19 protein-coding genes are annotated in these 22,591 nt (G+C 72.1%); 13 read left to right on the top strand and 6 right to left on the bottom strand.

What is annotated here, in order from left to right; all coding sequences use genetic code 11:
* Window positions 1–172 precede the first annotated feature (172 nt).
* The 5 genes from ACIRVK_RS09900 (at window position 173) to ACIRVK_RS09880 (ending at window position 5,859) form a co-directional block, all read left to right on the top strand.
* Complete coding sequence (locus ACIRVK_RS09900; RefSeq protein WP_404245013.1) at window positions 173–1,114, top strand: Dyp-type peroxidase; 942 nt, start codon at window positions 173–175, stop codon at window positions 1,112–1,114.
* A 105-nt stretch (window positions 1,115–1,219) separates the two neighbouring features.
* The gene (locus ACIRVK_RS09895; RefSeq protein ID WP_404245011.1) at window positions 1,220–2,269 is read left to right on the top strand and encodes an alpha/beta fold hydrolase; all 1,050 of its coding nucleotides are present in this window, start codon (window positions 1,220–1,222) and stop codon (window positions 2,267–2,269) included.
* A 79-nt stretch (window positions 2,270–2,348) separates the two neighbouring features.
* Window positions 2,349–2,873: a PadR family transcriptional regulator gene (locus ACIRVK_RS09890; protein ID WP_404245009.1), complete on the top strand. Its 525-nt coding sequence runs from the start codon at window positions 2,349–2,351 to the stop codon at window positions 2,871–2,873.
* Window positions 2,870–3,568, top strand: coding sequence for an ABC transporter ATP-binding protein (locus tag ACIRVK_RS09885; RefSeq protein ID WP_404245006.1), 699 nt, complete (start codon window positions 2,870–2,872; stop codon window positions 3,566–3,568). Before ACIRVK_RS09890 ends, ACIRVK_RS09885 begins: the two co-directional genes overlap by 4 nt.
* The gene (locus ACIRVK_RS09880; protein WP_404245004.1) at window positions 3,565–5,859 is read left to right on the top strand and encodes an FtsX-like permease family protein; all 2,295 of its coding nucleotides are present in this window, start codon (window positions 3,565–3,567) and stop codon (window positions 5,857–5,859) included. The genes ACIRVK_RS09885 and ACIRVK_RS09880 overlap by 4 nt, the downstream gene beginning before the upstream one ends.
* A 577-nt stretch (window positions 5,860–6,436) precedes the next feature.
* On the opposite strand, the gene ACIRVK_RS09875 is transcribed toward ACIRVK_RS09880, so the two are convergent.
* From ACIRVK_RS09875 to ACIRVK_RS09865, 3 genes are read right to left on the bottom strand one after another with little or no spacing between them, the layout of a single operon-like run.
* Complete coding sequence (locus tag ACIRVK_RS09875) at window positions 6,437–7,195, bottom strand: polysaccharide deacetylase family protein (RefSeq protein ID WP_404245002.1); 759 nt, start codon at window positions 7,193–7,195, stop codon at window positions 6,437–6,439.
* A complete protein-coding gene (locus tag ACIRVK_RS09870) occupies window positions 7,192–8,109 on the bottom strand; it encodes a DMT family transporter (protein WP_404245000.1) in 918 nt (305 codons plus the stop codon). The genes ACIRVK_RS09875 and ACIRVK_RS09870 overlap by 4 nt, the downstream gene beginning before the upstream one ends.
* A gap of 6 nt (window positions 8,110–8,115) precedes the next feature.
* Window positions 8,116–8,967: an SDR family NAD(P)-dependent oxidoreductase gene (locus ACIRVK_RS09865; protein ID WP_404244997.1), complete on the bottom strand. Its 852-nt coding sequence runs from the start codon at window positions 8,965–8,967 to the stop codon at window positions 8,116–8,118.
* Window positions 8,968–9,185: 218 nt separating this feature from the next.
* Here ACIRVK_RS09865 and ACIRVK_RS09860 point away from each other — a divergent pair, with 218 nt between their 5' ends.
* From ACIRVK_RS09860 to phoU, 8 genes are all read left to right on the top strand, one after another.
* Window positions 9,186–10,364: a galactosyldiacylglycerol synthase gene (locus ACIRVK_RS09860; protein WP_404244996.1), complete on the top strand. Its 1,179-nt coding sequence runs from the start codon at window positions 9,186–9,188 to the stop codon at window positions 10,362–10,364.
* A gap of 172 nt (window positions 10,365–10,536) precedes the next feature.
* Entirely contained in the window at window positions 10,537–11,559 is a 1,023-nt protein-coding gene (locus tag ACIRVK_RS09855) for a LacI family DNA-binding transcriptional regulator (protein WP_404244994.1), read from the top strand.
* Between the two features lie 152 nt (window positions 11,560–11,711).
* The gene (locus tag ACIRVK_RS09850) at window positions 11,712–12,959 is read left to right on the top strand and encodes an extracellular solute-binding protein (RefSeq protein WP_404244992.1); all 1,248 of its coding nucleotides are present in this window, start codon (window positions 11,712–11,714) and stop codon (window positions 12,957–12,959) included.
* Between the two features lie 19 nt (window positions 12,960–12,978).
* Window positions 12,979–13,959: a carbohydrate ABC transporter permease gene (locus ACIRVK_RS09845; RefSeq protein WP_404244989.1), complete on the top strand. Its 981-nt coding sequence runs from the start codon at window positions 12,979–12,981 to the stop codon at window positions 13,957–13,959.
* Window positions 13,956–14,765, top strand: a complete 810-nt coding sequence (locus ACIRVK_RS09840; protein WP_404244987.1) for a carbohydrate ABC transporter permease — start codon at window positions 13,956–13,958, stop codon at window positions 14,763–14,765. The genes ACIRVK_RS09845 and ACIRVK_RS09840 overlap by 4 nt, the downstream gene beginning before the upstream one ends.
* Window positions 14,766–14,866: 101 nt before the next feature.
* Window positions 14,867–16,597, top strand: a complete 1,731-nt coding sequence (locus ACIRVK_RS09835; RefSeq protein ID WP_404244985.1) for an amylo-alpha-1,6-glucosidase — start codon at window positions 14,867–14,869, stop codon at window positions 16,595–16,597.
* A gap of 73 nt (window positions 16,598–16,670) precedes the next feature.
* The gene (locus tag ACIRVK_RS09830) at window positions 16,671–18,524 is read left to right on the top strand and encodes an RICIN domain-containing protein (protein ID WP_404244983.1); all 1,854 of its coding nucleotides are present in this window, start codon (window positions 16,671–16,673) and stop codon (window positions 18,522–18,524) included.
* A 91-nt stretch (window positions 18,525–18,615) separates the two neighbouring features.
* The gene (phoU, locus tag ACIRVK_RS09825; protein WP_404244981.1) at window positions 18,616–19,278 is read left to right on the top strand and encodes a phosphate signaling complex protein PhoU; all 663 of its coding nucleotides are present in this window, start codon (window positions 18,616–18,618) and stop codon (window positions 19,276–19,278) included.
* On the opposite strand, the gene ACIRVK_RS09820 is transcribed toward phoU, so the two are convergent.
* The 3 genes from ACIRVK_RS09820 to ACIRVK_RS09810 all read right to left on the bottom strand — a co-directional run bounded on the left by ACIRVK_RS09820 (window position 19,273) and on the right by ACIRVK_RS09810 (window position 22,564).
* Window positions 19,273–20,541: an MFS transporter gene (locus ACIRVK_RS09820; protein ID WP_404244979.1), complete on the bottom strand. Its 1,269-nt coding sequence runs from the start codon at window positions 20,539–20,541 to the stop codon at window positions 19,273–19,275. The two genes, phoU and ACIRVK_RS09820, sit on opposite strands and share 6 nt — an antisense overlap.
* A gap of 138 nt (window positions 20,542–20,679) precedes the next feature.
* On the bottom strand, window positions 20,680–21,357 hold the full coding sequence (locus ACIRVK_RS09815; RefSeq protein WP_404244978.1) for a response regulator: 678 nt from the start codon (window positions 21,355–21,357) through the stop codon (window positions 20,680–20,682).
* A gap of 25 nt (window positions 21,358–21,382) precedes the next feature.
* The gene (locus tag ACIRVK_RS09810; RefSeq protein ID WP_404244976.1) at window positions 21,383–22,564 is read right to left on the bottom strand and encodes a sensor histidine kinase; all 1,182 of its coding nucleotides are present in this window, start codon (window positions 22,562–22,564) and stop codon (window positions 21,383–21,385) included.
* Window positions 22,565–22,591 lie beyond the last annotated feature (27 nt).

Raw genomic sequence — 22,591 nt, 5'->3', positions numbered from 1 at the left:
AGCGCCCTCGGCGGACGGGGGCCGGAGTCGGCCAGTCGTCGCGCGTGCCCGGGGCTCCGGCATCCGGCTGCGGCCGCGCGGGCTCGGCCATAGAGTCGGCACGGGCGAGAGGCCCCGCTCCCGTGCCTCCGTTTCGGCGGAACCGCAGACGACGATCGGAAGGGGAGGGCCCATGGCGGAAGACGCCCCGGCACCGACTCCGCAGCTGGTTCTCTCACCGCTCACCAGCGCGGCGATCTTCCTGGTCGCCACGATCGACCCCGGCGGAGAGGCGGTCACCCGGGACGTGCTGTCCCAGGTGAGCTCCCTGCAGCGCGCCGTCGGCTTCCGCGCCGAGCCGGACGGCAGGCTCAGCTGCGTCACCGGAATCGGCTCGCAGGCGTGGGACCGCCTGTTCACCGGACCCCGTCCGGCCCAACTGCACCCCTTCCGCGCGCTGGAAGGACCGGTGCACCGCGCCGTGTCGACAGCCGGCGACCTGCTCTTCCACATCCGCGCCGCGCGTCTGGACCTGTGCTTCGCGCTCGCCACGGAGATCATGGCCCGGCTCGGCGGGGCGGTGACCGTACGCGACGAGGTGCACGGCTTCCAGTACCTCGACAAACGCGACCTGCTCGGCTTCGTCGACGGCACGGAAAACCCCACCGGGCCCGGGGCGAGCGCCGCCGTCCTGGTGGGGGACGAGGACCCGGAGTTCGCCGGCGGGAGCTACGTCATCGTGCAGAAGTACGTGCACGACCTCGACGCGTGGAACGCCCTCCCGGTCGAGACGCAGGAGAAGATCATCGGCAGGACGAAGCTGAACGACATCGAACTGGACGACGACGTCAAACCGGCGGACTCCCACATCGCCCTCACCAGCCTGACCGACGCCGACGGCACGGAACACGAGATCCTGCGCGACAACATGCCCTTCGGCACCGTCGGCCGGGGCGAGTTCGGAACGTACTTCATCGGTTACGCCCGCACCCCCGCGGTCACGGAGACGATGCTGGAGCGCATGTTCCTGGGCGCCCCGGGAGCGGCGCACGACCGGATCCTCGACTTCTCCACTCCGCTCACCGGATGCCTCTTCCACGTCCCCACGGTGGACTTCCTGGAGAACCTGGGCTGAGGAGGTTACGCCCACGGGAGTACGCCCGATGACGACTCACGGTGGATGATCTCCGTACCCGAAGCGGCGATGCTGTACGGAGGGGCGAACAGAAGGGGAACTCGCGTGGATGCCGACCTCCAGGCCGGGCCGATCGAACCGCCGGCGGTGGATTCCGACGCCGGGCCCGGCGCACCGCCACGGCGCCGTTCGCGGCTCGGGCGGTGGTGGCGACGCGCGGTGCTGGTCGGTACGGTCCTGCTCCTGGTCGTCACCACGACGTCCCTGACGTACAACGCGGTCACCGCCGGGCGTGCAGCGCCGCCCAAGGGGCTGCGGTACGTGCAGGCGGCCGACATCCGCACCCGCTACCGGACCTGGGGCCGGGCCGGGTCGCCCGTCGTCCTCGTCCACGGCGCCTTCGAGCAGGCGGACACCTGGTCGCGGGTCGGCCCGCTCCTCGCCCCCGACCACCGCGTCTACGCGCTGGACCTCACCGGAGACGGCTACAGCCAACGCCGCGGCCCCTACACCGTCGACCACTTCACCCGACAGCTGTTGGGCTTCCTCAGCGCCCTGCACCTCGACGGCCCCGGTGAACGCCCGCTGTTGGTGGGCCACTCCAGCGGAGCCGCGGTCGTCGCGGAGGCCGCCCTGCGCGCCCCGGGACGGATCGGAAGCGTGATGCTGCTGGACGGGGACGCCCTGGACACCGGCGCCGGTCCGCCGTCGGCCCTCAAGTACGTCCTGATCGACCCGTACCGCACCAGCCTGCTGCGCCTCGGTCTCGGCGTCGACGGGCTCATCCGCTCGTTCTACGGCGCCCAGTGCGGACCTGCCTGCCCACGTCTGGACGCCGCCGGACTGGACGAGTGGCGTCGGCCGCTGCGGGTGCCCGGTGCCGAGACCGCGCTGTGGAGCATGCTCGGCGAGGGCGTGCCCGGCCTGCCGGCGGCCGAGGTCGCCCGGCTCGCCACGGTGCGCATCCCGAAGGCGGTCGTCTTCGGCGCGCAGGACGACGTGTTCAGCGAGCAGACCCCGCGGCAGACCGCCCGGCGCATCGGCGCACCTCCCCCCACCCTCATCCCCCGCGCCCGCCATCTGACCATGATCTCCAGCCCGCACGAGGTCGCGGCAGCCGTGGAGGCCCTGGCGGGCGCCCGTCCCGTGCCGTAGCGAGGCCCGGCCCGGTCCAAGTCGCCTGGCTTCGGAAGGCTGTTGACGCCGACTAGATACTGAGTGTAGATACTGAGGTATGACCGTTCCTCTGGCACTCCTCGGACTCCTCGAAAGGGAGTCGAGCCACGGCTATGACCTCAAGCGCGACTACGACACGTACTTCGGCCGGGGCAAGCCGCTGCCGCCCGGCCAGGTCTACTCGACCCTGGGCCGCCTCGCCCGGGACGGAAAGGTCGAGGTCGGCGAGACCGAGGCTGGCGCCGGACCGGACCGCAAGCGGTACGTGATCACCGAGTTGGGGGTCACCCAGGTCGAGACCTGGCTGACCGAGCCGGTGGCCGCCGAACCGCACCTGCAGACTGTCCTGTTCACCAAGGTCGTCCTCGCCCTGTTGCTGGAGCGCGACCCCCGCGTGTACCTCGACATCCAGCGCGCCGCGCACATGGAGCGGATGCGGGAGCTGACCGAACTGCGGCAGACCGGCAGCACGATCGACTCGCTGCTCGCCGACCACGGCGTGTTCCACCTGGAGGCCGATCTGCGGTGGATGGACCTCACCGCGGCACGGCTCGGCGCCCTGACGACGGAGGTGCGCTCATGAGCGCGGACGAGGGCTTCCTCGTGGAAGCGCGGGACGCCCGCCTGTCGTTCGGGCAGACACCCGCGTTGCAGGGCGCGAACCTGCGCGCCGCCGCCGGTGAGATCCTCGCGGTCACCGGACCGAGCGGATCGGGCAAGTCCACGCTGCTGCACTGCCTGGCCGGGATCCTCGCCCCCGACTCCGGTGAGATCCGGTTCGACGGCCGCCGTATCGACACCCTGGGCGAGCCCGAACGCAGCGCCCTGCGCCGGGACCAGTTCGGCTTCGTCTTCCAGTTCGGTCAGCTCGTCCCCGAGCTGACCGCCGAGGAGAACGTCGCGCTGCCACTGCTGCTCGCCAAGTCCCGCCGGGCGGGCGCGCTGGCCGAGGCCCGCTCCTGGTTCGGGCGGCTCGGCCTGGACGGTCTCGAGGGCCGCCGGTCCGGTGAACTGTCCGGCGGACAGGCCCAGCGGGTCGCCCTGGCCCGCGCCCTGGTCTCCCGACCCAGGGTGCTGTTCGCCGACGAGCCCACCGGCTCGCTCGACTCCCTCACGGGTGAGCACGTGATGGAACTGCTGGTCGCCTCCGTACGCGCGGAGGGCACTACCGTCGTCCTCGTCACCCACGAGCCGCGGGTGGCCGCCTACGCGAAGCGCGAAGTCGTCGTCCGCGACGGCAAGGTGACGCCGCTGTCCGTGGAACGGCTCGCCTCGTGATCCGCTTCGGCCTGCGCCTCACCCTGACCGGGGGCAGGGAGGCCGCCGCCCGTCTCGCCGTCATCGCCTCCGCGGTCGCGCTCGGCGTCGGCCTGCTGCTGAGCATCCTGGCGGCGATCAACGCCACGTCCACCCAGAACGGCCGGAACGCCTGGCTCAACACCGGCACCGGCACGAGCACGTCGAGCCGGTCGGCGGCGAAGGCGGACACGGACCCGCTGTGGTGGCGGCTGCGGCCCGACCACTTCGACGGCAAGCTCATCGGCCGCGTCGACGTCGCCGCCACCGGTCCGAACTCCCCGGTCCCACCGGGCCTTTCGCACCTTCCCGGGCCGGGCGAGTACTACGCCTCACCGGCCCTGAGCAAGCTCCTGGGCTCCACCCCGGCCGCCCAACTCTCCGCCCGCTACCCCGGCCACGAGGTCGGCACGGTCGGCAAGGCGGCGCTCCCGGGCCCCGACTCCCTGGTCATCGTCATCGGCCACCGCCCCGACGAGCTCGCGCAGCAGCACGACGCGAGCAAGGTCACCTCGATCACCACGGTCACCCCGAGTTCCTGCAACGGCAGGAACTGCACGGTCAGGGCGGGCATCGACAGCAGGGGCATCAAGCTCATCCTCTCCGTCGTGGGGACCGCCCTGATCTTCCCGGTGCTCATCCTCATCGGCACGGCCTCCCGGCTGGCGGCCGCCCGCCGCGAGCAGCGCTTCGCCGCGATGCGGCTGGTGGGCGCCACCCCGCGGCAGATCTCGATGCTCGCCGCCGTCGAGTCGACGGCCGCCGCGGTCCTCGGAACGGCCGTCGGTTTCGGCCTCTTCTACCTGTTGCGCACCCAACTGGCGGCGGTCAATCTCACGCGTACGCCCTTCTTCGCGAGCGACCTCACGCTCGGGGCCGGCGACATCCTGCTCGTCGCCCTCGGCGTCCCGGTGGCCGCCGCGATCGCGGCCAGGATCGCCCTGCGCCGCGTGCAGGTCTCCCCGCTCGGGGTCACCCGGCGTGTACGGCCCCGCCCGCCGCGGGCGTACCGGCTGATCCCGCTGCTCGCCGGGATCGCCGAACTGACGTACAGCATCGGCCGGGTGCCCAGGAGCGCGAACGGACAGATCGCGATCTTCGTGCCCGGAGTCCTGCTCGTCCTCATCGGTCTCGTCATCGCCGGACCGTGGCTGACCATGGCCGGGGCCCGCGTCGTGGCCCGGTTCACCAGCCGGCCCGCCCTGCTCGTCGCGGGGCGGCGGCTCGCGGACGACCCGAAGGCCGGCTTCCGCGCGGTCAGCGGGCTGGTCGTCGCGCTGTGCGTGACCAGCACGGCCGTCGGGGTCATCGGCTCGCTGAACGCCGAGCGCGGTGTACCGGCGGCCGGCCCGGCGGTCTCCGGCGCCCTGGTGGCGGACTACGTTCGGGGCGCGGAGCACTCCTCGGGCGCGCTGATCGGCAGTGTGCCCCCGCTCTCGACGGCGGTGCTCGGCGAGTTGAACGCCGTACCAGGTGTCAAAGGCGTGCTGAGCGTCCACACCAACCCCCTGGGCACCACGGACCCCTCCGTCGTCGACCCCCGGGGCGACGCCCGGCCCGTGGCCGGTCTGGCCTCGTGCGCGGAGCTCGCGAAGATGCCGGCCCACGGCACGTGTGCCGCCGGAGCCGAGGTCGCGTCGGTCACCCAGGACTACGGCACCTTCGGCACGTACCCCTGGGAACACTGGCCGTCGACCTGGCCCGCCGCCGCCATTTCGGCCCAGCGGCTCGCCGGCCTCCCGGTCCAGCACATCGTCGTGGCCACGAACGGTTCGACGTCGGCGATCGAACGCGCGCGCACCATCCTCGCGAACGCCTATCCCGATCAGGACCTCCCGTACACCGTCCGCGAGGAGCACGCCGAGACGGGCTCACAACTCGCCGGGTACCAGCAACTGTCCGACGTGGTCGTCCTGGTGAGCTTCCCCATCGCCGGCTGCAGCCTGGCGGTGAGTGTCGCCGGGGGGCTCCGCGACCGCAAACGGCCCTTCAGCCTGCTGCGGCTGACCGGCACCCAGCTCGGGGTGCTCCGGCGGGTGGTGCTGCTGGAGAGCGCGGTCCCGCTCCTGGTGGTCGCGGCGGTGGCGATCGGGATGGGCTTCCTGGCCGCCCAGCTGTTCGTGCGAGCACAGTTCCACTACTCGATCAGGGCACCGGGGATCCAGTACTACGCGATCGTGCTAGCCGGCCTGGTCGCCTCACTGGGTGTCATCGCGTCCACGATGCCGCTGCTCAGGCGGATCACGGGCCCCGAAACAGCACGCAACGAGTAGCCGACGCCCGGCCGGCCCCCGGACCGCCCCACCAAACCCGGGCGGCCCAGGCCCAGCCGCTCCGATTATCCCTGCAGCTGGGGGCTGAGGGGCTGGGGTTTGGGGGCTTGCGGTTCGGGCCGCGCGGCCGACGATTCCCAGGTGGTGGCAGCGGGTCGCGGCTGGGGGCTCGCGGGTTGTGGCTGGCGGTGCGCGGCCGGCGGTCACGGTGGTGGCTGGGGCTGGGGCTGGGGCTGGGGCTGGGGCTGGGGGTGGGGGTGGGGGTGGGGCCGCGGTGCGATAGAGCCGTCGGTCCACGTCCCCCTCGTCGTCGGCGGCGACGCCCCGCGCGTCGCCCGCGGCAACGTCCCGCGTGCACGTCCCGGGCCCTCGCCCAGGCCGGCTGCGGCTTGACGTGCCCGTGGCGGCAGCCCTGCCGACGGGGTGCGGGGGCCTCCCAGGAGGGTTCGCGGTCACGCGTGCTCGTACACCCCGCAGTTCGCGTCACCGGCCCAGGCCCGCCGCACTGTCCGGCAGGGCTGCCAGGAGGGGGAGTCACCCGCCTGCGGCGGTTCCAAACCCCCGACGACCGATCTCCTCACGGCGCCGGAGCCGGGGCGGGTCGCCCGGTGCCGTGCTCGGACAGCGGCCCCACCCGGAGTCCCGCCTCGCGGCAGTCGTTGACGAGGGCGGGCAGGGCGCCGAGCGCGGAGCGCCAGGCACCCGGGGCCGAGGCCCGGTCGGAGTCGTGCAGCAGGACGGTGCCTCCGCCGCGCAGATCCGCGCCCACCAGCGCCCGCACGGAGGCGGCGGTGGCGTCGGCCGTCCAGTCCCTGCCCCAGGCCGTCCACAGAACGGGCCGCACCCCGGCACGCCGGGCGGCGATCCACCGGCCCGAGGTGAGGATCCCGTACGGCGGCCGGTACCACCGCGGCCGAAAGCCGGTCGCCTCGACCACGGCGTGCACGGAGCGACGGATCTCCGCGGCGTCGCGGCGAGGGGACGGGCGCCACGGGCGGCTGTGGGTCCAGCCGTGCACCGCGAGTTCATGTCCGCGCCGGGCGACCTCACCGGCCAGCGCCGGGTACGCGGTAACGCTCTCGCCCAGCATGAAGAAGGTCGCCCGGACCCCGAGCCCGTCCAGCACCTCCAGGAAGCGTGGCGTGGAGGAGGGGTCCGGGCCGTCGTCGAAGGTGAGGGCGATGTGGTTCCAGCGGCCGGTGCCGGACAGCCGGGGGAACAGCAGGCGGCGCACGCTCGGCAGCCAGGTGACCGCCGGGGTGATGTGCACGGCGGCGACGGCGGCCACCGGAACCAGCGTGGTCGCCGCCACCCGTCCCGGTCGTCGTGGAGTCATGACGCCCCCTGCCCTGTCACGCCGGTCGCCTCCGAGCGGTCCTCGGGCCCGGTGTCCCAGCCGCCGCCCAGCGACGGGGCACGGGCCAGCCCGATACTGCCCGCCCCGATCAGGGCGACACCGACCACCTCGGGCACGATGCGCACACCCAGCCCGATGTGCTCCTCGAACAGCACCCACCCCAGGGCGACACTCGTCATGGCGTCGCCGAGAGTGAGCGCAGGCTGCGAGGCCGCCAGCGACCCGGCACGGAAGGCGGCCTGCAACAGCAGGAAGCTGACCAGGCCGACGACCGCCGTGGCGTACGGCGACCAGTGGGTGAACACGCCGGCCGCACCGTCGCCGAGCCTGCCCATGACCTCCTTGAGCACGGCGGCCGTCGCGGCGAAACTCACGGCGGAGGCGAGGCCGAGCAGTGCTGCCCGCGACGCACCGGTCACCCGCCGCGCGGTCACCACCACGGCAGCAACCCCGCAGCCCACCACGACACCCGTCCAAAGCCAGGTCACGGACGGTGCGGTGGACCGGCCGGCGGACGGCGCCGCGGCGCCCAGGAACAGCGCCAGCCCCAGGGCCTGGGCCGCGAACGCCAGCCAGGTGCGCCGGTCGGGACGGTGCCGGAAGACGAGGCTGCCCACCACGAGCGTGAACAGCAGCTCGGTGGTCAGCACCGGCTGCACCACCGCCAGACTGCCCACCGCCAGCGCCCAGGCCTGGAACACGGTGGACAACAGCAGCATCCCGGCACCCGCCAGCCAGTACGGCCGCCGCAGCACCCGCCCGAGCCACCGCACGGCGTGCCAGGCACCGCTGCGGCTGTCCGACTCGTCCGTCGCGGCACGGCGCTGCAGCACGGAGGCCGACGCGTTGGTCAGGGCCGCCGACAGGGCGAGGACGACGGTGAGGACGCTCACTACCGGTCATCCGAACTGGGCCGCGAGCCGCCGGTACAGCCCCGGCGCGGCGCCCCGCACCCGGGCGGGCAGACGCAGCCAGCCGGGCACGTAGACCTCGTCCCGGCCCCGCCGTACCGCGCTCCACACGGCGTCCGCGACCCGCTCCGGCGGCACCGGCCGGGGCATCGACCGCTGGTAGGAGACGCCGCGGCGGTCGAAGAACGGGGTGTCCACCACTCCCGGAACCACGTGACTGACACCCACGCCACTGCCCCGCAGCTCGTACCGCAGGGCGTCGGCGAAGGCGGCCAGCGCGGCCTTGGCCGCCGAGTAGACCGCCTCCCCGCGCACCCCGACACTGCCGGCCACGGAACCGATGAGCACGATCCGTCCGGAGCCGGCCGCGACCATGTGCGGCAGCAGCAGCCGGACCAGGTGCAGAGTGGCCAGCAGGTCGGTGTTGACGACCTCGTCGACGGCGGTCGCCGGCATGCGCGCGAAGTCACCGGCCCAGCCGACACCGGCGCCCGCCACCAGCAGGTCCACCGTGCCGAGCCGGTCCAGCACGAACCCGGCCAGCCGCCGATCCGCGCCGGGCCGGGTCAGATCCGCCGGGAACGCCGTGGCCGACGCCTCGGCCGCCACGCTCTCGAGCCGTGTCGCGTCCCGTCCGTTCAGCACGAGCCGCCAGCCCTCGGCGGCCAGCCGGCGGGTCACCGCCGCGCCGATGCCCGAGGACGCGCCCGTCACGAGTGCCGTGCCGACGACCACCGTACTGCCGACCGTGAGCCGCACGGGACGACCCGCGGTCCGGTGGGCTGTCACCGGCCGGGGGGAAGAGGCTGTCGATCCGGTACCGAAGAGGGCGTGGAGCATGATGGCTGACCTCGCTGCGACGTGGCGGAGGCGGGAAGCAAGGAGCCCGGTAGGACCGCTCCCGTCCCCCATCGGTCGGGCACCCCCGGAGTATCCAGACCGTCAGGTGACGAAACGCCGGGCTCGTCCGGAGGGGCGGGACGCGCCGTTTGGGCACCGAGGCCGCGGGTCACTCCCCTGGACGGCGGAGGGGACTCGTCCGAGGGAGAGTGGATCGGGTGTACGGAGGCGGTGATCACCGGCGCCGGGAACCGCGGCGGCCAGACCTCGCGGAGCGTCCCGGGACGACGGACGGCTCCCGCCGGATCGTCGTCCTCAGCGCCGGCATGGGCGCCGGGCACGACACGGTGGCCGGGGAACTCGCGCGGCGCCTTGGGGAGGACGGGCACGAGGTGCGTGTCGTCGATGTCCTCACCCTGCTGCCGTGCGGCCTCGGCAGCGGCCTGCGTGGCTTCTACCGGTCCTCGGTGCGGTACTTCCCATGGTCCTACGCCGCCCTGTACCGGGCGTTCCTCCAGCCGGGCGCCGGTCGCCGTCCCAGCGGCCTCCCCCTGGCCCGCCTCGCCGGCGACCGACTGACCGACCTCGTGGACCACGCCCGCGCGGACCTGGTGGTGCCAGTCTTCCATCTCGCCGCCCAGCTGACCGGCCACCTCCGGGCCCGGGGCGGGCTGCGGGTGCCCAGCGCCGTCTTCCTGATCGACTTCGCCGTGCACCGCCAATGGCTCCACCCCGGCAACGACGGGTACTTCTGCCTCACCGAGGGCGCGGCTCGGGAGGTGCGCCGGGACACCGGAAGCCGCACGGAGACGACCGGACCGCTCGTGGCCCCCGCCTTCTTCCGCCCGGCTCCCACGGCCACCGACTGGGGCGAGCGTTTCGCCCGCCTCGCCGCAGGACGGCCTCCGGTGATCCTCTCCACGGGCGAGTGGGGAGTCGGCAACCGCCTCGCCGCGACGGCCACGGCCCTGGTCGGGCACGGATTCCTGCCGGTCGCGCTGTGCGGCCGTAACGACGGCCTACGGAGGCGCCTGGGGGAGCTCCCCGGGGTGCTCGCCCTGGGCTGGGTCACCGACATGCCCGGGCTGATGCAGGCGTCCGGCGCGCTGGTGGACAACGCCGCCGGCCAGACCGCCGTACAGGCCCTGGCCGCGGGTCTGCCGGTGGTGGGGCACCGGCCGCTGCCGGGCCATGGCGCGCACGGCGTCCGTGAGATGGCCGCGCTCGGCCTCGCGGACCTCGCGGCCACCCCGTCCGAACTCGTCGCAGCCCTGTACCGCCTCACCACCTCCGGGCCCACCCGTGACCGGCGCGTCGCCCACGCGCGCACGGTATTCCGGACCGACGTCCCGAGCCGTCTGCTGGCCTTCCTGGACCCGGCCGGCCGGACGGCATGAGTCATCGAACCGGTTCGAGAAGCTAGCACCGGCGGGGCTGGCCAGCAATCCCTTCGACCGTAGCTTCCCCAGGCCGCCCGCCTGCCGGAAGAAGTGGCGCGAAGGGTGTTGACAGGTGTGCGGGCAGTTCCTACCTTCACTTCACGCGAACCGGTTCGACGAAGGAGTCCGAGTGAACATCGGTGAGATCGCCCGCCGGGCCGGTGTCTCGCGCAGCACCGTGTCCTACGCGCTGAGCGGCAAGCGCCCGGTCTCGGACGGCACCCGGCGTAAGATCCAGCAGGTCATCGACGAGCTGGGCTACCAGCCCAACGCCAGCGCCCGCGCCCTGGCCAACGGACGCACCAGCACCATCGGCCTGGTCTTCCCGCCCGCCGGCAACCACTACACCGGCATGCAGCTGGACTTCATCGGCAGCGTGGTGGAGGCCGCGGCGGCCTACGACTACGACGTCCTGCTCTCACCGAGCGGCGTGGACAGCGACCGTTCCTTCCAGCGCCTGCTGGGGGAGCGGCGGGTCGACGGGGCCATCCTCATGGAGATCAGGCTGGAGGACGACCGGGTCGACCACCTGGCCGCCCTCGGCTTCCCCTGCGTCGCCATCGGCCGCACCGCCCGTCCGGAGGGCGGCTGGTGGGTGGGCCTGGACCACACCGCGCTCGCGGCGGCCTGCGTGCACCACCTGGCCGACCTGGGCCACCGCCGGGTCGCCTTCGTCAACCGCCCCCAGCAACTGCTGCGGGCCGGATACGAGTCCGCCCACCGCGGCCTGGACGGCTTCACCAAGGCCGCCGCCGAACGCGGGCTGACCGTGCGCACCTACTGCTGCGGGGACGACGCCGCCTCCGGCCAGGCCTGCCTGGAGCAGATCCTGCACGACGACCCGGGGACCACCGCCCTGGTCACGCTGAACGAGGCCGCCCTGGGCGGCCTGTACCGGGGGCTCGGCGAGGCCGGCCGCCATGTGCCGCGCGACTTCTCCGTCACCGGGGTCGTGGCCGGCCGCTGGGCGGAGACGGTGACCCCGCAGCTCACCGCGGCCGACGTGCCGGCGGAGGAGATGGGCCGCCGCGCCGTCGACCTGCTCGTGGAACGCCTCGACAACCCCGAGGCGCCGCCCCGGCACCACCTCCTCACCCCCCCGATCTCCCTGCGGGCCAGCACCGGACCCGCGGGAACCCCGACGACGCCCTGACCGCCCCGCGCGGACCACCGAAGCCCCCTTCACCTCACCGGACACCCGAACCGCTCCACAGCGCCGTTCGCCGTGCCCGCCTCCTCTCGTCGTCCCGTGCCTCATCACCCCGTGCCTCGGCACCCGCATGCCCGAAACAAAGGACTCCCGCGATGAACAGCTCCTCCAGACACCGCCGTCTGACCGCCGCCGCCCTCACCGCCCTCGCCGTCACCGTCACGGCCACCGCCTGTTCCTCCGGCTCGGGCAGCACCGACACCAAGGGCGCCGGCGGCGGCTCGTACACCATCTGGGACCCCTACCCGCAGTTCGACAAGACCTCGGACTGGGCGAAGCTGCTCGACCAGTGCGGCGCCAAGGCAGGCGTCAAGGTCAAGCGGACCGCGTTCGACACGAGCGACCTGGGCAACAAGACGCTCCTCGCCGCCCAGCAGGGCAACTCCCCGGACGTCCTCATCGTCGACAACCCGGTCGTGTCCACCCTGGCGGAGGCGGGCGTGCTCACCACCACCGCCGACACCAAGCTGGACACCTCGAAGGTCGACCCCAACCTGCTGGCGGCCGGACAGTCCGGCGGGAAGACCTACGGCACACCCATCGGCGCCAACACCCTCGCCCTCTACTACAACAAGAAGGTCCTGAAGGCGGCCGGCGTAGACATCGCCTCCGTCAAGGACTGGGCCTCGCTGACGGCGGCCCTGGCGAAGGTCAAGCAGGCGGGCAAGAAGGGCATCACGTTCTCCGCGATCGGTACCGAGGAGGGCAGCTTCCAGTTCCTGCCCTGGTTGTGGGGCTCGGGTGCCAAGCTCACCCAACTCGACTCCGCCCAGGCCGTGTCCGCGCTGACCCTGTGGAAGGACTGGCTGAAGAACGGCTACGCCCCGAACTCGGTCCTCAACAACACCCAGACCACCAGCTGGCAGGAGTTCGCCACCGGCGACTACGCGTTCAGCGAGAACGGCACCTGGCAGCTCGGCAACGCCAAGAAGGCCGGCCTCGACTACGGTGTCCTGCCCATCCCGGCCGCCACGGGCGGCACCGCCGCGGCCCCGACCGGCGGCGAGTTCGTGACCGTCCCCGTGCAGAAGGACACCGGCCGTTACGCCACCTCCCAGAAGCTGGCGACCTGCCTCACCAGCACCGCCAACCTCTACACCACCGACACCACGCTGTCCTACGTGGCCCCGACCAGTGAGGTCCAGGACAAGCAGGTCACCGCGAACCCCGAACTCAAGCCGTGGGTCGCCGCGGTCAAGTCGGCCAAGGGCCGCACCAGCGACGACCTGGGCACCAAGTACCCCAAGATCTCCGAGCAGATGTGGAAGGCCGTCCAGTCCGCCCTCAGCGGCTCCAAGTCGCCCAAGGACGCGCTGACGTCGGCGCAGGCCGCGGCCAAGTGACATGAGCCCTGTGAAGCAGATGAAGCAGACGACCCGTCCGCCGGACCACCGGTCCGTGCCCGGCCAGGGCGGGGCGGTCACCGCCCCGCCCCCCGCCCGCGGCCCGACGGGCCGGCGGCCCACCTCCACCCAGTGGGCCGCCTGGGGATTCCTGGCCCCGGTGACCGTCTATCTCGCCCTCTTCTATGCCTATCCGCTGTACCGCAACCTCGATCTGAGCCTGCGCGACTACACCGTGCGCTCCTTCGTCCAGGGCGACGCCCCCTTCACGGGCCTGGCCAACTACCGCAAGGTCTTCGACGACCCGACCTTCGCCCCGGCCCTGCTGCACACCGCCCTCTTCACCGCCGTGTGCCTGGTCTTCCAGTACGCCATCGGGCTCGCCCTCGCCGTCTTCTTCAACCAGAACTTCCGGTTGTCGCCCACCCTGCGCGCCCTGTTCCTCGTCCCGTGGCTGCTGCCACTGATCGTGTCGGCGTCCACCTGGTCGTGGATGCTCAACAGCGAGTCGGGTGTGGTCAACGCCGTTCTGCACGCGGTGGGCATCAGCCCGGTCAACTGGCTGACCTCACCCTCCTGGTCGCTCCCCTCGGTGATCATCGCGAACATCTGGATCGGCGTCCCGTTCAACCTGGTCGTGCTGTACAGCGGGCTGCAGTCCATCCCGGCCGGACTGTACGAGGCCGCGGCCCTGGACGGGGCGGGAGCCTGGCGCCGCTTCTGGAGCATCACCTTCCCGCTGCTGCGCCCGGTCTCCGCGATCACCCTGCTCCTCGGGCTGGTCTACACACTGAAGGTCTTCGACATCATCTGGATCATGACCAAGGGCGGCCCGGCCGACTCCTCCACCACCTTCGCCACCTGGTCCTACCGGCTCGGCTTCGGCAACCTGCTCCCCGCCTTCGGCCCGGGCGCGGCCGTCGGCAACCTGCTCGTCGTCGCCGCCCTGGTCTTCGGCCTGGTGTACGTCCGGGTGCAGAGAAAGCAGGCCCTGTCATGAAGGCTCGCTGGAAGACGGCCGTCGGCGTCCTCCTCACCGCGGTCATGCTCTTCCCCGTCTACTGGATGATCAACGTCTCCCTCACCCGCGACCAGGACATGCGCAAGAGCCCCCCGGACCTGCTGCCCCTGCACGGCACCCTGACCGGCTACCGCACCGTGCTGCACGAGCAGTTGCCCTACCTCGGCACCAGCCTCGTCATCGGTCTGGGCACCGTCGTCCTGACCGTCGCCCTGTCCGCGCCGGCCGGCTACGCGCTGGCCAAGCTGCGCCCGCGCGGCGGCGGCGTCCTGAGCTTCGTCCTGCTGGCCGCCCAGATGATCCCCGGCATCATCATGGCGATGGGCTTCTACGCCATCTACCTCCAACTCGGCCTGCTCCAGTCCGTCCCCGGCCTGATCGTCGCCGACTCGACCCTGGCCGTGCCGTTCGCGGTCCTGATCTTCACGGCGTTCATGTCCGGCATCCCGGGCGAGTTGCTCCAGGCCGCGCAGGTCGACGGGGCACGGACCCTGCGCACCTTCTGGTCGGTCGTCCTGCCCATGAGCCGCAACGCCGTGGTCACCGTGTCCCTGTTCGCGTTCCTGTGGTCCTGGTCCGACTTCGTCTTCGCCAGCACCCTCGACGGCGGCGGCGCCCACGAGCCGATCACGCTCGGCATCTACCACTACATCGGCAACAACAACCAGCAGTGGAACGCCATCATGGCCACCGCCGTGGTCGCCTCCCTGCCCGCCGCGGTGATCCTCGTCCTGGCCCAGCGCTACGTCGCCGCCGGCGTGGCCGCCGGTGCGGTGAAGGACTGAGCAGTCGTCACGTCTCTGCCCCCCTGGAGAGCGATGCCCTTCCCCTGACCTGGCCCGCGCCGCCTGTTGTCGTCCCCTGCTCCAGAAACGAGTCACGCCCCATGACCGCCGCCCCTGCCGGCCCGGCCTTCTCCGTCCGCGACATACCCTTCAGCACCTGCGGCTCCTGGTTCGACCTCTCGCCCGTGGTGGCGGAGAAGACGTACGCCGACGACCTCCACCTCGTCTCCCACCAGAACGGCATGCACGGCGTCCTGCGCCTGGTCCCCCTCGACGCGGCGACGGGCGACCGCGCCGAGACCCGGGTCGAGGCGACACCGGGCCTGCTCAGCTGGGCCGGCGAGAGCGGGCGGGTCGACCTCGCGTACGAGTCGCCGGACACGGTGCGGCTGCGGGGGAGCGGCCTGGGCTTCGGAATCTTCGCCGCCGCACGTGCCCTCACCCCGTTCAGCGGTACCTACTTCTTCCACGACCCGGCGGCGGGCGCGCACGTGTTCACGTCGTACGAGACCGGACGCCGCTACCGCGTCACCGTGGTGTCCGGCACTCTCGCCGAGGCGGTCGGTGACCAGGCCCTGGGCAGCGCGGACCGGGGTGTCGCCGTGACGGCGGACGGCACCTGGGAGCTCGCGGTCGAGGAACTCGACACCGCCCGCCCACCGTTCGCACCCCGGTGGTCCTTCGACGAGGTCGTGGAGAGCGCGCGGCGCGCGTTCGCCGGCTTCGTCGACGCGGTCGCCCCCTGGCGTTCGCCGGCCACCCCGGCGGCCGAACTCGCCGCCTACGTCGTCTGGTCGGCGACCGTACGCCCGGCGGGCCTGGTCACCCGGCCCGCCGTACTGATGTCCAAGCACTGGATGGACAAGGTCTGGAGCTGGGACCACTGCTTCAACGCCCTCGCCCTGGCGCCGGGTTCGGCGGAGCTGGCGATGGACCAGTTCCACGTGCCCTTCGACCACCAGGACGCCGCCGGCGCCCTGCCCGACTCGGTGACCCACTCCGAGGTCCTGTACAACTTCGTCAAACCACCCATTCACGGCTGGGCCTTCGGCCACCTGCGCCGCCGCCTGCCCACGCCGCCCGACAGGGGCCAACTGGCCGAGGCCTACGACCGTTTGACCCGCTGGACCGAGTTCTGGCTCACCGCGCGACGCGCCCCGGGCGCCGGACTGCCCCACTACCAGCACGGCAACGACAGCGGCTGGGACAACGCCACCACCTTCGACCCCGAGCGGGTCGTCGTCACCGCCGACCTCGCCGCCTTCCTCATCCTCCAGATGCGCGAACTCGCGAACCTGGCAACCGAGTTGGGAAGAACGGCGGAGGCGGACCGGTGGGCCTCCTCCGCCACCGAGACCCAGACGGCGCTGCTCGACCAGCTCTGGACCGGAGACCGGTTCGTCGCCCGGTCGGCGGCCACCGGGGACACCTGGAGCAGCGCGAGCCTCCTCGACCTGATGCCCGTCGTGCTGGGCGAGCACCTGCCCGGCGAGGTCAGCAGCGCGCTGGCCGACCACATCAAGGCCCACCTCACCCCGTACGGCCTGGCCACCGAACTGACCACCTCACCCCACTACCTCGCCGACGGCTACTGGCGCGGCCCGATCTGGGCCCCCGCCACCGTCCTCGTCGAGGACGGCCTGCGCCGCGCCGGTCACCACCGGCTGGCCGACGACATCAGCGCCCGCTTCCGCGCCCTGTGCGAGACCCACGGCTTCGCCGAGAACTTCGACGCCCTCACCGGAACGGGCCTGCGCGACCGCGCCTACACCTGGACCGCCAGCAGCTACCTCCTCCTCGCCGAAGCACACGCCCACCGAGAAGGCAGCTGACCTGCCGCCTCCCCCCCCACAGCCCCGGGACCGTTGAAGTCCCGGTCCGATCCCCCCCGTTCAGGAGCCGCACATGAACCTGCGCAGCACACTGCCCAGACCAGGAACACCCACCGGACGCAAGACGGTCGCATCCCTCGCCGTCCTCCTGGCCGCCGTGGCCACGACCCTGGTGCCCGCCGGCCCGTCGCAGGCCGCGGACACGAGCGTCACCGTCGACTTCGCCACCGCCGGAGGAGCCCCGACCTACCGCGCCTCGGGCATGATCTACGGCATGACGCCGGACGGCTCACTGCCGCAGGACCACTTCTTCAAGGACATCAAGTGGCACTTCATGCGGGCCGGCGGCGCGCAGCTCAACAGCGGCGGCTACGCCACCAGCCTCGCCGACTACCAGACCCGCTGGAACTCCACCCTGGCCCAGTACAAGCGCACCGTCGCCCTCGGCGGCACCTTCGTCATCCTGCCGCACGACCTGTGGGGCGCCGATGGCACCACCAGCCAGGCCTTCCCCGGCGACAACGGTGACTGGACGCTCTTCGACAACTTCGTCAAGCAGCTCTTCTCCGACGTCAAGGCCAACAACATGACGGTGGAGTGGGACCTGTGGAACGAGCCGGACGGCAGCGGCTTCTGGGCTCGGTCCCAGAGTCAGTACCTGCAGATGTGGTCGCGGTTCTACGCCGCGGTGCGGGCCAACTTCCCCGGCCAGCTCATCGTCGGGCCCAGCATGGCCGGCCAGCCCACCTCCTCCAACAGTTGGTGGACCACCTACCTCAACTACGTCAAGGCCAACAACGTCGCCCCTGACATCTACAGCTGGCACGACGAACCCGCAGACCCGGTCCCGGGCGTTTCGAGCGCCAACTCCACACTCGCGGCCGCGGGCCTGACCAACACCCGCCCGTACCAGATCAACGAGTACGGCGCGCTGTCGCAGCAGAACCCCGGCGGCGGCGCCTGGTTCATCGGCCGCCTGGAGCGGGCCGGCGCCGACGGCCTGCGCGGCAACTGGGCCATGGGCACCGCCCTGCACGACGACGAGGCCAACCTGCTCACCAAGAACAGCTCCGGCCAGTACCTGCCGCTGGGGGAGTGGTTCATGTACCGCTACTACGGCTCCCAGACCGGCAACATCGTCAACTACATCCCCGGCGCCGGCACCGACGGCCTCGCCACCAAGGACAACACCGCCAAGAACGCCAAGGTCCTGATCGGCAGCAACGGCAACACCGGCAACGTCACCGTCAACCTCACCGGCCTGAACACCACCTCGGTCGTGGAGAACGGCCGGGTCCGCGCCGTCGTCCAGCGCATCCCCTACAACAGCGGCGGCGCCGTCACCGGTCCCACCACCGTCTCCGACACCACGCTGACCGTCAGCAACAACGCCGCCTCGGTGACCATCCCCTACACCAACGCCAAGGACGGCTACACCGTCACCCTGCTCCCGCCCTCCAACACGACCGTCTCCACGGTCGCGGTGAGCGAGAACAGCGGCCAGTGCCTGGACGACACCAACCTCAGCACCACCGACGGCACGCAGTATCAGCAGTACTACTGCGAGGGCGGCTACCAGCAGATGCTGGACTTCAAGCCGGTCGCCGGCCGGACGAACACCTACACCGTCGTCAACGAGCTCAGCGGCAAGTGCCTGGACGTCAAGGGTGCCTCCACGGCCGACGACGCCGCCGTCATCCAGTACACCTGCAACGGCCAGCCCAACCAGATGTTCACCCTCAACCCCGTCACCGCGCTCGGCAACAGCCAGGACTACCAGCTCGTCGCCGTCCACAGCGGCAAGTGCGTCGACGTCAGCAACGTCTCCACCGCACCGGGCGCCCTGATCCACCAGTGGACCTGCGATCCGGCGAGCGCGCTCGCCACCAAGAAGAACCAGATCTGGCGCCTCACCGGGAAGGGCTGAGCAGGACAGCGGTCCCTCGCGTCGCCTCGCGCGACCGGTGTGCGAGTCTGGCAGCCGGTGCAGGCGGCTGAGAACGGGACGGTGAGGACCGGTGCGCGAGGCGTATCAGAAGGAGCTCGACGCGATCAGCGAGGCGCTCGTGGAGATGGCGAACCTGGTCGGCTCGGCCATGGGCCGCGCCACGGGCGCCCTGCTCGACACGGACCTCCCGGCGGCCGAGAGCGTCATCACCGCCGAGGGCCAGGTCGAGGAGTTGCAGCGGGACCTGGAGGAACGGGCGGTCGCGGTGCTGGCACGGCAGCAGCCGGTCGCGACGGACCTGCGGGTCGTGGTCACCTCACTGCGGATGAGCGCGGACCTCGAGCGCTGCGCCGTGCTGGCCGAGCACGTGGCGAAGCTGGCCCGGCGCCGCCATCCCGCGCACGCCGTGCCCCGGGACCTGCGCCGCACGATCCTGGAGATGGGCCAGCTCGCGCAGCGTCTGATGGCCCAAGCGGCGGAGGTCCTGATCACCCACGACGTGGATGCCGCCCTGCAGATGGAGCAGGACGACGACCGCATGGACGAGCTGCACCGCATGATCTTCCAGCATCTGATGGACGACCGCTGGCACCACGGGGTGGAGACGGCGGTCGACGTCACGCTGGTCGGCCGCTACTACGAGCGTTTCGCCGACCACGCGGTCTCCATCGCCCGTCGCGTGGTCTACCTCGTCACCGGGGAACACGCGGACGACGCCCCGCGTTTGTCATGATCGATCGGCGGTCATGCGCAGCGCCGGCGCCCCGCGGAGCCTGAAGAACGTGACGAACAGCGCGACGGCCTGCAGGACGGCGCAGCCCAGCACCACCCTGCCGAGGTGGGGCGGCGGAGTGAGCGCGACGAGCACGCCGGCGGCCGGGAAGGGCAGCAGCAACAGCAGCATGGTCAGCGACAGCGTGGCACCGAGCGCGTTGGCCGGGATGACGACCGAGCGCACGGTGCGCAGTACGACCGTGAGACCGCCGTCACCCGCCATGAAGATCGCGACCAGGAGGGTGTAGGAGACGTAGGACGGCGCCTGGGGCAGGGCCAGGCAGGCCGCGGCGGCGAGCGTCGCGGACACCACGCCCACCGCCCACAGGTCGACACGGCTCAGCGCGAGCCGACAGCACGTGATCGCCAGGAGGGTGGCCACCGCGGCGGCGGACCACATGGTGCCGACGCTCGCGGGCGAGCGCCCGAGGTTCTCCACCACGATCACGGGGCTCGCGGACTGGAGCAGACCGAGGGCGAGGTTGGAGCAGGTCAGGCCCGCCACCAGCCAGCCGAGGGCGGGCAGCTTCAGCAGCGTACGCAGGCCCTTGCGCAGTCCGCTGCCCGTGCCCATGCCGTCCGCGGCGGCGGCCCGCAACGGGGTCGGCGGGGTCTGCAGCCCGAGCACGGCCGCGAACAGGGACACCGCGCTGAGAAACCCCAGCATCCACGCCGGTCCCGCCAGCAGGAGGAAGCCGGCGACCAGGGGTCCGACGACCGTGGCCGTCTGGTCGATGCCGACCAGGACCGCCTGTATCCCGTGGGGCCGGGCCTCCTTGCGCCGGGTGATCACCGCCCCCACGGCCTCGTTGGCGACGAACCCGAACTGGGACAGCGTCCCGGTCACCGCCGCCAGCACCAGAACGACCGCGGTCTCGGTGGTGCCTCGGGGCAGCATGGTCAGGGCCACCGCCGAGACCCCCACCACCACGGACCGTCCGAGGGAGGCGAGGAAGCACACGATCGCCGCGCCGCGCCGGTCCACCACATTGCCGGCGAGGACGAACGCCGCGATGCGGGGGGTCCACTCCAACGCGAACGCAAGCCCCGTCAAGGACGCGGAACTGGTGAGGGTCAGGACCAGGAGCGGCATGGCGTACGTGGAGATGGAGAACGCCAGCGCGTCACTCGCGCGCGGAGCATAGATTCGCCGAAAGAGACTGCCGGACGGAATGGCGGCATGCCGACCGGCAGGCCGGTCCTCGTACACGGTGAGGGCCACGAACAGGAGGCTTTCGGTGAGGTCGTGAGGGGAGAGGGAAAAGCGGGAGAACTCACCTGCGCGCACTGGCAGTTGACGGCTGAACTATACCGCCCTGTCAATCGCCGCTGACGTGGCGAAGGCCGGACGACCGCCCCTTCAGTTCTGCCGTTCTCCGGCGCGGACCAGACCCGTCTCGTAGGCGATGACGACGAGTTGGGCACGGTCGCGGGCGCCGAGTTTGGCCATGGCCCGGTTGGCGTGGGTCTTGACGGTGACCGGGGCGACGAAGAGCCGTTCGGCGATCTCGTCGTTGGACAGGCCCGTGGCCACCAGGGTCATCACCTCGCGCTCCCGCGGGGTGAGCGTGGCGAGGCGGCCGGGATCGACGAGGTCGCCCGCCGCGGGCTGGGCGACGACGCGGGCGATGAGGCCCTTCGTCGCCGCGGGCGACAACAGCGCCTCGCCCGTGGCCACCAGGCGGATGGCGTCGAGGAGTTGGGCCGGTTCGACGCCCTTGCCGAGGAAGCCGCTCGCGCCCGCCCGCAGCGCCTCGATGACGAACTCGTCCACCTCGAAGGTCGTCAGGACGAGGACCTTCACCCCGGCGAGATCCTCGTCCCGGCCGATGAGGCGGGTGGCCTCGATGCCGTCGACCTCGGGCATGCGGATGTCCATCACCACCACGTCGGCCCGCTCGGACCGGGCCAGGTGCACCGCGTCGCGGCCGTCGGCGGCCTCCGCGACGACCTCCATGTCCGGCTGGGCGTCGACGAGCAGCCGGAAGGTGCCGCGCAGCAGAGCCTGGTCGTCGGCGAGCAGCACGCGAATGGTCATGGGCGGAGTGTCCTCGTGGGGTGCGTCAGACGGTGGCGGGGGCGAGCGAGAGCGGCAGTTCGGCGACGACCTGGAAGCCGCCGTCGGGGTGCGGACCGGCGGTGACGGTGCCCCCGAGGGCCGTGGCGCGCTCCCGCATGCCGATCAGTCCGTGGCCGGTGCCGGGGCCCTGGGGCGCCCGCGGACGGCCGTCGTCCGTGACGACGACCCGCAGGGTCGCCACACCGTACTCCAGGGCCACCACGGCGTGGCTTGCCGAGGCGTGCTTGTGGGTGTTGGTGAGGGACTCCTGGATGATGCGGTAGGCCGTCAGACCGGTCGCCGGGGGCACGGGCCGGGGCAGGCCGGTGCGGGTCACCGTCACGGGCAGACCGCCGGCGCGGATGCCGCCGAGAAGGGTGTCGAGGTCGGCCAGTCCGGGCAGCGGTGCCCGGGAGTCGGCCGCGTCGTCCGGCTGGCGCAACAGACCGACGGTGGCCCGCAGTTCGTCGAGCGCGGCGCGGCTGGTCTCCTTGATGTGGGCCAGGGCCTCGTACGCCCGGTCGGGGTCGGTGCGCAGGAGGTGGTGGGCCACTCCGGCCTGCGCGTTGACCAGGGTGATGTGGTGGGCCACGACGTCGTGCAGATCGCGTGCGATGCGCACCCGTTCCTCGGTGACGCGGCGCCTGGCCTCCTCCTCCCGGGTGCGTTCGGCGAGTTCCACCCGCGCTCTGGCCTCGGCGAGGTGGTCGCGGCGGCTGCGGACGGCGCGGCCCAGCGCGGTGGCCGCGATCGCGAGGTCGAGCCGCACCAGGCTGCTGGCCCCCAGCACGGCGTCCGGGTGGGAGGCGGAGTACACCCCGGTGATCGCCACGGAGGCGGCGACGCCGACGATCCACGCGGTACGCCGACTCCCGCGGACGGCGAGTGTGTACAGGGCGACGAGGCTCGCCGCCGGAGTCAGGGCGATGTACGGGGCGAAGGACATGAGCGCGAGGTCGAGGGCCAGGGTGACGAGGGCGACACCCAGCGGCCGGCGACTGCGGAAGACCAGCGGAAGGCAGGACAGCGCCGTCCACACCGCCTCGGCCCAACGCGGCTCGTGCCAGCCGGACTCGCCGACGGCGGTCGCGGCCACGGCGACCAGGGTCACCGGTACCGTGGGGAGCACGTCCCGGATCCGCTCATGACGGGCCAGCCACCGCCGCCACACCACTCTCACGTCCATTCCCTCACTGTATGGAGCGCTGCGAGG

The sequence above is a fragment of the Streptomyces sp. NPDC101152 genome (assembly GCF_044768275.1).
Classification (GTDB): Bacteria; Actinomycetota; Actinomycetes; order Streptomycetales; family Streptomycetaceae; genus Streptomyces.
Note: the sequence above shows the minus strand (reverse complement) of the source record. Positions and strands in the feature narration are given on the sequence as shown.

What these genes read in the sequence shown, in the direction of transcription:
- ACIRVK_RS09900 (WP_404245013.1), top strand. Translation starts at nt 173, where the DNA reads ATGGCGGAAGACGCCCCGGCACCGACTCCGCAGCTGGTTCTCTCACCG.
- ACIRVK_RS09890 (WP_404245009.1), top strand. Translation starts at nt 2,349, where the DNA reads ATGACCGTTCCTCTGGCACTCCTCGGACTCCTCGAAAGGGAGTCGAGC.
- ACIRVK_RS09885 (WP_404245006.1), top strand. Translation starts at nt 2,870, where the DNA reads ATGAGCGCGGACGAGGGCTTCCTCGTGGAAGCGCGGGACGCCCGCCTG.
- ACIRVK_RS09875 (WP_404245002.1), bottom strand. Translation starts at nt 7,195, where the DNA reads ATGACTCCACGACGACCGGGACGGGTGGCGGCGACCACGCTGGTTCCG.
- ACIRVK_RS09865 (WP_404244997.1), bottom strand. Translation starts at nt 8,967, where the DNA reads ATGCTCCACGCCCTCTTCGGTACCGGATCGACAGCCTCTTCCCCCCGG.
- ACIRVK_RS09850 (WP_404244992.1), top strand. Translation starts at nt 11,712, where the DNA reads ATGAACAGCTCCTCCAGACACCGCCGTCTGACCGCCGCCGCCCTCACC.
- ACIRVK_RS09845 (WP_404244989.1), top strand. Translation starts at nt 12,979, where the DNA reads ATGAAGCAGACGACCCGTCCGCCGGACCACCGGTCCGTGCCCGGCCAG.
- ACIRVK_RS09840 (WP_404244987.1), top strand. Translation starts at nt 13,956, where the DNA reads ATGAAGGCTCGCTGGAAGACGGCCGTCGGCGTCCTCCTCACCGCGGTC.
- ACIRVK_RS09835 (WP_404244985.1), top strand. Translation starts at nt 14,867, where the DNA reads ATGACCGCCGCCCCTGCCGGCCCGGCCTTCTCCGTCCGCGACATACCC.
- ACIRVK_RS09830 (WP_404244983.1), top strand. Translation starts at nt 16,671, where the DNA reads ATGAACCTGCGCAGCACACTGCCCAGACCAGGAACACCCACCGGACGC.
- ACIRVK_RS09815 (WP_404244978.1), bottom strand. Translation starts at nt 21,357, where the DNA reads ATGACCATTCGCGTGCTGCTCGCCGACGACCAGGCTCTGCTGCGCGGC.
- ACIRVK_RS09810 (WP_404244976.1), bottom strand. Translation starts at nt 22,564, where the DNA reads ATGGACGTGAGAGTGGTGTGGCGGCGGTGGCTGGCCCGTCATGAGCGG.